The organism is Serratia sp. Res13-Sevr-LER1-36-b, assembly GCF_015673035.1.
In the GTDB taxonomy this organism is placed as follows: Bacteria; Pseudomonadota; Gammaproteobacteria; order Enterobacterales; family Enterobacteriaceae; genus Chania; species Chania fonticola_C.
The window spans coordinates 76,501-86,919 of record NZ_JADACK010000014.1 but is presented as its reverse complement, the minus strand read 5'-3'; the positions used below and the strand labels follow the sequence as shown (position 1 = coordinate 86,919).

Below are 10,419 nucleotides of genomic sequence, written 5' to 3'. Positions count from 1 at the left end.
TCATCCCAACCGGGCAATAGCAATATTGCCCACCAATGGAGGCGATCCGCGTGCGCACGGGCAGCGGTGACGGACATTATCCAGTCAGGAAGGAATAAAATTTGAAACAGCTTCAGAAAACCCGTGGATACCGGCAGCCACTGCTTGCCTGTCTGATCATCAGCAATGTCCTGCTGATGGCTGGCTGTGCGAATGAACGCCCGGTCACCTCGTTTGTCACACCAACTGCGGAGCCTACGCCTGTTGTCGTTGAAACTCCGCCATCCCCGCCAGAACCGACGCCTATAAGCAGGTGTCAGAGCGATCTTGCCGCGTTGCAAACCGTTAGTCCTCGGACCTATGCAGTCAGGAAGGCCAATTTTGACAGCCTGCTGGCCAACGCCTCGTTTTACAGCGGGGTACGCGGTGATGTGAACGCATTGACCAAAAATACGGTAGACGCACTGTATAAATATAAAACCAATCAGCTGTGTGCACAGATCGGGCAGGACTTGCTTAACGGACTGATCCGCAAAATGGAGAGCGTGAAATGAAGTTGGGGTTAAAGTATGGTTTAGCCTTGAGCCTGACGTTGCCAGTGGGATGCGCATTGGGTGCTGAGCAACTCAAGGATGACAGGGCCAGCACCATCCAGGCCTTGGAAGCGATCACCAGCCAAGAGAGTGAGGCTCCGGCGTTGTTGTTGCTGAGCCCTTCACAACTGAATGAGATCAGCCCTCCCGCAGAAAGGAAAGTGAGTAAACCCTCCACCAATACCAAGACCCGCGAGTCAGCGCCCCTGCAAGCGCAAATCAAACAGTTAAATGCTGCCCTTGCTCAACGTGACCAAGAGCTGCAGCAACTGCGTCAGGCAGCACAGCAGGATGCAGATGCTCGCGCCGAGGTTAGCCAGTTGAAAAAGACCCTGCAGGAGAATCTGCAGGCGACGGAGCAGATGCAGCAGGATATGGTGGCTGCGGCGACGGCGAAAGGTGAGAACTCCAACGAAAACGGTAGGCTACAGCAGGCGCTGGACCAAAGCCGCCAACAGAGCTCGGCGTTGCAGAAGCAGTTGGCTGCCCTGGCCAAAGCACACACCGATAATAGCGAGGAAAACAAGGCGTTGCAGGCAGAGTTGAACGACAGCCGTCAACAGGCCGAGCAAGCGAAAAAGGCGTTGGCCGAGTTATCGACGAAAACTGAAGCTAAACCCATCTTGCAGCTTGCGCTGGATGAAAGCCTGCACAACCAACTGACGATGCTGAAAGTCGCCAACGAACAGCAACAGGCGGAAAACAGCCGGCTGCAGCAACAGTTGGCTACACAGCCACGAGAAATCATAGAGCCGAAGTCAGAGCTTGAGATCCGTGATTATGCCATCGGCAGTTCCCTGGCAGAAGACATGTTGGCCTTGCTCAAACAGCGCGCGGCTCAGGGGGTTGAAGTGGACAGCCGTCTGGCGCTGGCGGGGGTGCAAGATACCTTCGCGGGCAAACTCAAGCTGCAACCTGAGCAGATCGACAAGGCGTTGGATGCCAGTGAAAAGTTGGTACAACGTAATGCACAGCAGCAAAAGTTGGACACCGAAAAGGCAGGCGCACGTTACATCGAGCAGTTTGCCAAGCAAAAACAGGTGAAAAAAGAGGCTTTAGGCTACTTTTACCGGATCGATAAGACCGGAAAGGGGGCTATTGGCGCAAATAACATGATCAGCGTGGCGGTAAAAGAGAGCCTGATCAACGGTAAAGTCGTCAAGGATATGCAGGCGGCAGGCACTTCGGTCACCCAGTTACTGAGCAGCTATCCACCGATATTCAGAACGGCGATCTCGAAGCTGCAAAATCACGGCAGTATCACGATGGTTGTCCCGCCAAGCTTGGCTTACGGCGATAAAGGTCTTCCCCCTGATATCTTACCGGGATCGACCATGGTCTATAACGTAACGGTATTGGATGTCGCGCCTGCCAAGTAAATGGAGCACGGCTGTGGCTGTCTGCGTAAAGGCTTTTCAACCTTGGACGGCCAAAGTTAGTTAGAGGACTCTCGCGCTCACGGTGAGGATCTGTCAGTAGAGCCATCGGCTATCGGCCGATGGCCTGATTTTCATCGTGAGTTTGCTGGCCGCTATTTCCCCAATGGCACCACCAGCGGCGTATGCGAAACCGGATCGTCGATGATCACGCACTTCAACCCGTAAACCTCCTCGATCAATTCCGGCGTAACAATGTCTTTTGGCGCGCCCTCGGCCACTACTTTGCCGTCGCGCATGGCGATCAGATGGGTGGCATAGCGGCAGGCATGGTTGAGATCGTGCAGCACCACTACCAGCGTATAATGATTCACCCGGTTCAACTGGCGCAACAGCTCCAACAGATCGATTTGGTGAGTGATGTCCAGCCAGGTGGTCGGTTCATCCAGCAGCAGCAGCGGTGTTTGCTGGGCCAACACCATGGCGATCCACACCCGCTGGCGTTGGCCACCGGAAAGGGTATCGACGGGTTGATCGGCCAACTGCGCCACGCCGGTTGAGCGCATGGCCTGTTCCACTGCCTGCTGATCTTCTTCGCGCCAGCGGCTGAACAGGCTCTGATGAGGGTAGCGGCCACGGGCAACCAGATCGAACACCGTGATATCACCTGGGGCAATTGAGCTTTGCGGTAACAGGCCAAGTTGGCGTGCGACTTCCTTGGTGGGATATTCGCGGATTTGTCGGCCGTTCAGCCATACTGAACCCGCCTGCGGTTGCATCAGGCGGCTGAGGGTGCGCAGCAGCGTGGATTTACCACAGGCGTTTGGCCCGATAATGACAGTCAGTTCGCCGTGAGGAATAGACACTGAAAGATCGCGTGCGACGATTTTCTTGTCGTAGCTCAGCGTCAGGTTTTCGGCACGCAGCGGTGCGGTTAACGGGGTTTCAGCATTCATTTTTTTCGTGACTCACGGATAAGTAACCAAATCAGATAGATGCCACCTATGCTGACGGTCAAGACGCCGACCGGCAACTGATAAGGCATAAACAGGCGCTGCGCTGCCACATCGGCCGCCAGCAATAATAGGGCACCGGTCAGCGCGGTGAGCAGTAAGACATGCTGGTTGGCGCACAGGCGGCGGGCAATTTGCGGGGCGACCAGGGCAATAAAGGAAATCGGCCCGGCCACGGCGGTGGCGGCAGCGGTTAGTATCACGCCGACCAACAACAACAACAGCCGGGAACGTTCAACCCCAACGCCGAGTGCGCAGGCGGTGTCATCCCCCATTTCCAGCAACCGCATGCGCCTTGTCAACGTCAGCAATACCAGTAACGCCAGCAGCAGCACCGCCAGCACCGGCAGGCTTTTCGCCCAGGTGATGCCGTTGAGGGATCCGGCATACCATAGCCCAGCTGTCATGGACGCTTCCAATGAGGCGCTGATGATCATCCAGGTATTGGCGGCCAGCAGCAGGGCACGAACGGCAATCCCGACAATAATCAGGCGGAAGGTTTCTACCCCGTTGCTCCAGGCCAACAGATAAACCACCCCGGCGGTAAGCAGGCCACCCGCCAACGCCCCAGAGGTAATGCCGATAACGCTGCTGTTAAACAGCACGATGGCGACCAGTACGCCGCTATAGGCTCCCGTATTGAAACCAATCACGTCAGGGCTGCCGAGCGGGTTACGCAATAGTGACTGGAAAATCGCACCGCTGAGGCCGAGCGCTGCCCCCAACAGTAAAGCCATGGCCACACGAGGCAAACGCCACTGGGTGACGATCACCGCAAGATTGGCCGGGCCTTCGCCGCGTAACGCGTCGATCACCTGCGCAGCGCTGAGCTGCAAGGTACCAGAACCGAGGGCATAAACCGCCAGCGCAAGGCAGGCGAATAACAACAGCAGGGCAGTTGCTAAAGGGCGCGCCAGCCGAAACGGCTTTTTGGCGAGGATCTGGCGGGAAACCAACAGGCTCATCTTATCCTCCCCGCCGGAACATACGGCGCTGGCGCACCAACATAATCAACATCGGCGCGCCGATCAGGGAAAGTACGATGGAGACCCGCAGTTCCCCCGCGACCAGAAAGCGCCCCAGTAAATCAGCGCTCAGTAGCAGGATTGGCGTTAAAACCAGCGTCCAGGGCAGCATCCAGTTGAGTTCTGACCCCGCCAGCCGCCGGGCAATGTGGGGCATCATCAGCCCGACAAAGGCGATAGGGCCAACGGCGGCGGTAGCTCCGCCACACAGCAGCGTAATAGCCAACAGGCCAAGCAGTTGGGTGCGAATAATTCCGGTGCCGAGCGCCGCTGCAAGCTCACTCCCCATGCTCAAGCTGTTCAACGCCTTGCTAAGCCACAGGGTGATCAGCGTGCCCAGCAGGATTGGCAATGCTACGGCACGTACCACCGCCATATTCTGAATGTCCAGTGTGCCAGCCTGCCAAAAACGCAGCTGATCGAACACCAAAGGATTGAGTAGAGCGATGCCGGTGGTCATCCCTTCCAGCACAGCGGCCAGCGCCACCCCGGCCAGCGTCAGGCGCACAGGATTAACGCGGCTGCCGCCCATTGCGCCTACCAGCGCTACCAACAGCGAGGCAAACAGCGCACCGGCAAAGGCGAACCAAAGATATTGGCTGACATTGGTCGCACCAAAGAAGGTAATGCCCAACACCACGGCGAAACCGGCCCCGGAGTTAACCCCCAAGATACCAGGGTCTGCCAGCGGGTTGCGGGTGAGGGTTTGCATCAGTGCGCCAGCCAGCCCAAGCGCGATGCCAGCTAATACGCCGATCAGCGTGCGTGGCAGACGTGCTTCAGTAATGATGACGCAGTCTGCGCCATTGCATTGGCCACTCAGAGCGGCAACGACGTTACTGAAAGGAATGGATTTAGCCCCTAGCGATAGGCTGAGCATCATTACCAACAGCAGCACGGCAAAGGCGCACAGCAGGCCAAACAGGCGCTGCCAGAAGGAGTGGGATAACCCCAGAAACAGAATGCCCCTGCGGTCAGGAAGCGGAGGAGAGCAATTAGGTGTAAGCCGGAACATGACAGCCCATTGTTAACTGAATATCAATGATATCTATTATCATTATTGATTGTATTTATCTATGGTAGCATGGCAGCCTGACCAGCACTAGCGCTGAGCCTATCGAATATCGTGTCGTTGTTTGTGGAAGATCAAGGATATAAGTTGTGGTGATAACAAAATGAATAAACCCTCTATTTTGCTCGATTTTAGCCTGCTTAGGACCAACCCCGCTTTTCGTGCCGTATTCTGCGCCCGTTTTATTTCGATCCTGGCATTGGGCCTGATGGCGATTGCCATTCCGGTGCAGATCCAGGCGTTAACCGGCTCAACCTTGTTGGTCGGGTTGTCGGTGACCCTGGCGGGCAGCGGAATGTTTGCCGGTTTACTGATGGGGGGCGTGTTGGCCGATCGTTATGAACGCCGTCGCCTGATCCTGTTTGCGCGCTCAACCTGCGGTGTGGGTTTTCTGGGGCTGTGCCTCAATGCTGCGCTGCCTGCACCTTCATTGACGGCCATTTATCTTCTCGCGGTGTGGGACGGATTTTTTGGTGCGGTAGGCGTGACGGCGTTGCTGGCGGCGACACCGGCCATCGTTGGCCGTGAGAATATCGTACAGGCCGGGGCCATCAGCATGCTGACCGTGCGCTTTGGGTCGATCCTGTCTCCCGCTATCGGCGGGCTGGTGATCGCCGGGGCGGGTATCAGTTGGAACTATGCACTGGCGGCCTTGGGGACGTTGATCACTCTGATCCCGCTATTAAAACTGCCCCAGTTACCACCTCCGCCGCAGCCCTGTGAACACCCGCTGCGGGCATTGATCGGCGGCTTCACCTTCCTGTTCCAGAACAAGGTGATTGGCATGGTGGCGCTGATTGGTGCGTTGATGACCATGGCCAGTGCGGTGCGCGTATTATATCCAGCTATCTCGGGCATGTGGCAGGTTACCACCCAGAGTTTGGGGATCATGTATGCGGCGGTGCCATTAGGGGCGGCGATTGGCGCATTTACCAGTGGCCGGGTGGCTCAGATGGCACGGCCAGGCTGGATGATGTTGATAACGGCGATAGCGGCTTTCGTGGCCGTGGGGTTGTTTGGCCTGATGCCTTGGTACGGCATGGCGTTGTTGTGCCTGGTGGTGTTTGGCTACCTCAGCGCACTGAACTCGCTGCTGCAATATGGCCTGATACAGAACCTGACGCCGGACGCGTTTCTGGGCCGGATTAACGGCCTGTGGACCGCGCAGAACGTAGTAGGGGATGCGCTTGGCGCTTTGCTGCTCGGCGCGATGGGGGCATTTATGCTGCCAGCGATGAGTTCGACCAGCTTCGGTTTCGGTGCGGCGCTGCTGGCTGTGGTGCTGGCGTTTGCCATGCGTGGCCTGCGCAACGTGAGCATGGGCGGGCAGAGCGATAAACTCCAACCCGCCACTGCGACTACGGAGAAATAAACAGCTTTTCCAGACGCGTCAGCAAGTTGCTGGCGCTGTAATAATCCAGCCGGAAGGTGTCGTTCCCCAGGGCATAAACCCGCTTGTTCTCCACCGCGGGCAGATGGGCCAGGAAACTGTTGCTCATCAGCCGCTGTACGTCGCTTTCGTCATTGGCGAATAACAGCAGCGTTTGGCCATTCAAGCCTTCTGCCAGGTTTTCACCGCCGAGTTGGACGATGTCTTTCCGCGCCCCTTGGCTGGTGCTGGCGTTGAGTTTGGGCGGCAAGGTGGCCAGGGTAAAGCCTAGCTGTTGCAGCAGTTGCCCTTGTGATGAGTCGGCGGTCCACAGGTTGGCATTCTTGCCATCGCTGCGAAACACCAGTGCCGTTATGGGCTGGGGTGGCAATGTCATCTGCTGTTTCAGCGTTTTCTCACGGCGATCAAACTCGCTGACGATCTTCTCCGCTTGTGCTTCATGGCCGGTCGCTACGCCGAGGATGTTGGCCAGTTCCTGCCAGCTTTTATCGTCGTAGTTCACCACCAGTACCGGAGCGATGGCCGACAGTTGATCGTACAGGCGCACCGCAGAATCGGCTCCGGTAGCGGACATTACAATCAGGTCAGGTGCCTCACCGGCGATCGCCTCGGCGTTGGGTTCACCAATATATAGCCGCTTCACTCCACGTTTGGCCGCAATCTCTCCCCACTGGTGGAAAAAGCCCTGCCGATCCGACAGCCTATTGTTTGGGCTGGTGGCTCCGCTGGCGATCACCGGAGCGTCTATCGCCAGCAGTGTCCCGGTAACCGTCACGCTGGTGGAAACGATGCGCTGTGGGGGGTGGTTAAGGGTGATAACGCCGTGCGAGGTTTCGATACTGCGCGGCCAGGCTTGAGTCTCGGCCTGGGCTACGCTCAATGCCAGCAGGCCAAACAGCGCCAGGCTGAGCCGTAGGGGAATTGACATCGGTGACATCCTTTTAATTCGAATGATTATCATTCATTGGTCAGAAACCGCCAAGTTTAACTGTTAATGTGGGTTAGCAGAAGAGGTTACGTTTATTGACATGGTAAGTTCTGGCAGGTACTTTATCGCGGATGCAATACAAATGATAATCATTATTATATTGGTTATTGTTAATGAAACAAGAGGAAGTACCTATGGACGTAGCCGTTAAGGGCGCTGCGCAAAAGGACCTGCAACAGGGTGTAGATCTGGCACAGGTCGCCACAATATCCCCGACTTCAGGTTTCTTTTTTACCTCGCCTTTTCGCAGTCTGAGCACCCAGGGATGCTTTGCCCGCATCACCTTGCCAGCGGTTGATGGCGATGACCTGCAGGGTCAATTCCAGCAGGCGATACAGCAGGCTTTTGCGCAAGCCCGCAAGGCAGGCATCAAGGATCCGCTGCTGTGCGGCGCAATCCCTTTCGATACTCGTCAACCCTCGTCACTGTTTATCCCACAACAGACACAATGGTTCGATCGTGAAACCCTGCAGGCCAACTTGGCGCCTGCTGCCGGATCGCTCCCTGAGATTGTGCGCCAAACCGAATTGCCAGCGCAGCCGCAGTTTATGCAGATGGTTAGCGATGCCGTACAGGCAACCAGCGGTGATCGATTGGATAAGGTGGTACTCGCCCGCCTGTTGGACATTGAAACCAGCAAGCCGGTAGACCACGCAGCGTTGATGGCGCGCATCATTGCCCAGAATCCGCACGGCTTCCATTTTCACGTGCCGCTGGCAGAGGGGGCATTGGTGGGAGCCAGCCCGGAGCTGCTGCTGCGTAAATTTGGCGACCAGTTCCATTCCAATCCGCTGGCGGGCTCGGCGCGGCGGGAAAGCGATCCGCAGCGGGATCGGGCCGTCAGCGAACAGTTGTTGGTTTCAGGCAAAGACCGTTATGAGCACCAGATCGTGACCGAAGGCATGCGTCAGGTCTTGGCTGGGCGTTGCAGTCATTTGCATATTCCCGCAACCCCCGAACTGCTCAGTACCACCACGTTGTGGCATCTTTCGACGCCAATCGACGGTGAAGTGGCCGATCGGGCAGAGAATGCTCTGTCACTAGCCTGTCTGCTGCACCCGACGCCAGCATTATGCGGTACTCCAACGCTGGCAGCGCGCGATCTCATCGAACAGCTTGAGCCGTTTGACCGGCAGCTGTTTGGCGGCATCGTTGGCTGGTGTGACGCCGAGGGCAACGGAGAATGGGTCGTTACCATCCGTTGCGGCACCGTCAAGGGTAATCAGGTGCGCCTGTTTGCCGGTGCGGGCATCGTGCAGGACTCTTCCCCGCAGTCCGAATGGCACGAAACTGGCACCAAACTCAGCACCATTCTGCGTGCGTTCGGTCTTAATCAAGGATAGAGAGTCCCTCATGACTATTGCTTTTACCCCCTGGCCTGAAGAGTTCGCGCGCCGTTACCGCGAACGCGGCTATTGGATCGATCGGCCATTGACCGACATTTTGTCCCGTCAGGCCAACAATGACGCCGTTGCCATGATCGACCCACAACGCAGCTTAAGCTACCGCCAACTGGAACAGCTTTCCGACCGTCTAGGTGCCGCCTTGTTAAGACGCGGACTGCAATCGGGCGATACCGCGTTGGTTCAACTTGGCAACGTGGTTGAATTCTATGTGGTGTTCTTTGCTCTGTTAAAAATCGGCGTGGTGCCGGTGAATGCCCTGTTCAGCCATCAACGTAGCGAACTGAACGCCTATGCCAGCCAAATCAAGCCTGCGCTGCTGATTGCCGATCGCGATCACGCCCTGTTCGCTCAGGATCAGTTCCTGGATACGTTCAGAGAACAGCATCCTTCGCTACGGGTGGTTGGGCTGCGTAATCAGGCCGAAGGTGAACAGGCGTTGGCCGCTTGGCTGGAAGAGGAACTCGGTGCTTTTGAACCGACGCCAACGGCCGCCGATCGGGTGGCGTTTTTCCAGCTTTCCGGTGGCAGCACCGGTACGCCGAAGCTGATCCCGCGCACTCATAACGATTATTACTACAGCATCCGCCGCAGCGTGGAGATTTGCCGCTTTGACAGTGCTACCCGCTATCTATGTGCGTTGCCGGTGGCCCACAACTACCCAATGAGTTCTCCGGGCGTGTTGGGGGTGTTTTACGGTGCCGGGCTGGTGGTATTTGCCAGCGATCCCGCGGCTGCACAATGTTTCAAACTGATCGAACAGCATCAGATCACGGTCACCGCGTTGGTGCCTCCAGCCGTTACCCTGTGGCTACAGGCGATCGAAGAGTGGGGCAGCAATCAGCCGTTAGCCAGCCTGGCGCTGCTGCAGGTTGGCGGCGCCAAATTGGGGGAAACCCTGGCGGCCCGCATACGCAACGAGATCGGCTGCCAGTTGCAGCAGGTGTTTGGCATGGCCGAAGGGCTGGTGAACTACACATTGCTGGATGACGACGACCAACACATTCTCACCACCCAAGGCACGCCAATGTGCCCGGACGACGAGTTGTGGGTGGCAGATGAACAAGGTAATCCGCTACCGGTAGGGGAAACGGGCCGCCTGATGACGCGTGGGCCATACACCTTCCGCGGTTATTACCAAAGCCCTGAGCATAATGCCGAAGCCTTTGATGAGAACGGTTTCTACTGTTCCGGCGATCTGATCAGCCTGACGGCGGACGGTTATGTGCAGGTACAAGGGCGGCAGAAAGACCAAATCAACCGGGGGGGCGAAAAGATTGCCGCAGAAGAAATTGAAAACCTGTTATTGCGCCACACTGCGGTGATTAACGCCGCGCTGGTGTCGATGCCGGACGATCTGATGGGTGAAAAAAGCTGTGCCTTCGTCATCGCGCACGAGGCAGTCAAACCCGTGGTGCTGCGCCGCCATCTGCGTGAGCAGGGCGTGGCCGAATTTAAATTGCCCGACCGCTTTATTCAGGTGGAGTCACTACCGTTAACCCCGGTCGGCAAAGTCGATAAAAAACTGCTGCGTGAACGCCTGGAAACGCAACAACTGGCTCAGGCCAAAGGAGAATAAG

The 10,419-nt window shown here is 57.0% G+C and carries 9 protein-coding genes; 5 read left to right on the top strand and 4 right to left on the bottom strand.

What is annotated here, in order from left to right:
- Nucleotides 1–101 precede the first annotated feature (101 nt).
- Both IMQ33_RS09190 and IMQ33_RS09185 read left to right on the top strand, forming a co-directional pair.
- Entirely contained in the window at nt 102–533 is a 432-nt protein-coding gene (locus IMQ33_RS09190) for a hypothetical protein (RefSeq protein WP_098930251.1), read from the top strand.
- Nucleotides 530–1,951: an FKBP-type peptidyl-prolyl cis-trans isomerase N-terminal domain-containing protein gene (locus IMQ33_RS09185; RefSeq protein ID WP_098930252.1), complete on the top strand. Its 1,422-nt coding sequence runs from the start codon at nt 530–532 to the stop codon at nt 1,949–1,951. The genes IMQ33_RS09190 and IMQ33_RS09185 overlap by 4 nt, the downstream gene beginning before the upstream one ends.
- A 152-nt stretch (nt 1,952–2,103) precedes the next feature.
- Here the strand turns inward: IMQ33_RS09185 and IMQ33_RS09180 are convergent, their stop codons facing one another.
- From IMQ33_RS09180 to fepD, 3 genes are read right to left on the bottom strand one after another with little or no spacing between them, the layout of a single operon-like run.
- Complete coding sequence (locus IMQ33_RS09180; protein ID WP_021178674.1) at nt 2,104–2,904, bottom strand: ATP-binding cassette domain-containing protein; 801 nt, start codon at nt 2,902–2,904, stop codon at nt 2,104–2,106.
- Nucleotides 2,901–3,926, bottom strand: a complete 1,026-nt coding sequence (gene fepG, locus IMQ33_RS09175) for an iron-enterobactin ABC transporter permease (protein WP_065683001.1) — start codon at nt 3,924–3,926, stop codon at nt 2,901–2,903. Before fepG ends, IMQ33_RS09180 begins: the two co-directional genes overlap by 4 nt.
- A 1-nt stretch (nt 3,927) precedes the next feature.
- Nucleotides 3,928–5,001: a Fe(3+)-siderophore ABC transporter permease gene (gene fepD, locus IMQ33_RS09170; protein WP_173408927.1), complete on the bottom strand. Its 1,074-nt coding sequence runs from the start codon at nt 4,999–5,001 to the stop codon at nt 3,928–3,930.
- A gap of 160 nt (nt 5,002–5,161) precedes the next feature.
- On the opposite strand from fepD, the gene entS reads away from it, so the two are divergent.
- A complete protein-coding gene (entS, locus tag IMQ33_RS09165; RefSeq protein WP_196061826.1) occupies nt 5,162–6,430 on the top strand; it encodes an enterobactin transporter EntS in 1,269 nt (422 codons plus the stop codon).
- On the opposite strand, the gene fepB is transcribed toward entS, so the two are convergent.
- Nucleotides 6,417–7,385 (bottom strand): Fe2+-enterobactin ABC transporter substrate-binding protein, encoded by a 969-nt coding sequence (fepB, locus tag IMQ33_RS09160; RefSeq protein ID WP_370571974.1) that lies wholly within the window; start codon nt 7,383–7,385, stop codon nt 6,417–6,419. The two genes, entS and fepB, sit on opposite strands and share 14 nt — an antisense overlap.
- 185 nt (nt 7,386–7,570) lie before the next feature.
- Between fepB and IMQ33_RS09155 the strand changes: the two genes are divergently transcribed.
- On the top strand, nt 7,571–8,779 hold the full coding sequence (locus IMQ33_RS09155) for an isochorismate synthase (protein ID WP_196061825.1): 1,209 nt from the start codon (nt 7,571–7,573) through the stop codon (nt 8,777–8,779).
- A gap of 10 nt (nt 8,780–8,789) precedes the next feature.
- Nucleotides 8,790–10,418: a (2,3-dihydroxybenzoyl)adenylate synthase gene (locus tag IMQ33_RS09150; protein WP_196061824.1), complete on the top strand. Its 1,629-nt coding sequence runs from the start codon at nt 8,790–8,792 to the stop codon at nt 10,416–10,418.
- Nucleotide 10,419 lies beyond the last annotated feature (1 nt).

Bases quoted from the DNA above. Each gene is read 5' to 3' on its own strand.
- fepB (WP_370571974.1), bottom strand. From the start codon at position 7,385: ATGTCACCGATGTCAATTCCCCTACGGCTCAGCCTGGCGCTGTTTGGC.
- entS (WP_196061826.1), top strand. From the start codon at position 5,162: ATGAATAAACCCTCTATTTTGCTCGATTTTAGCCTGCTTAGGACCAAC.
- fepD (WP_173408927.1), bottom strand. From the start codon at position 5,001: ATGTTCCGGCTTACACCTAATTGCTCTCCTCCGCTTCCTGACCGCAGG.
- fepG (WP_065683001.1), bottom strand. From the start codon at position 3,926: ATGAGCCTGTTGGTTTCCCGCCAGATCCTCGCCAAAAAGCCGTTTCGG.
- IMQ33_RS09180 (WP_021178674.1), bottom strand. From the start codon at position 2,904: ATGAATGCTGAAACCCCGTTAACCGCACCGCTGCGTGCCGAAAACCTG.
- IMQ33_RS09185 (WP_098930252.1), top strand. From the start codon at position 530: ATGAAGTTGGGGTTAAAGTATGGTTTAGCCTTGAGCCTGACGTTGCCA.
- IMQ33_RS09155 (WP_196061825.1), top strand. From the start codon at position 7,571: ATGGACGTAGCCGTTAAGGGCGCTGCGCAAAAGGACCTGCAACAGGGT.
- IMQ33_RS09150 (WP_196061824.1), top strand. From the start codon at position 8,790: ATGACTATTGCTTTTACCCCCTGGCCTGAAGAGTTCGCGCGCCGTTAC.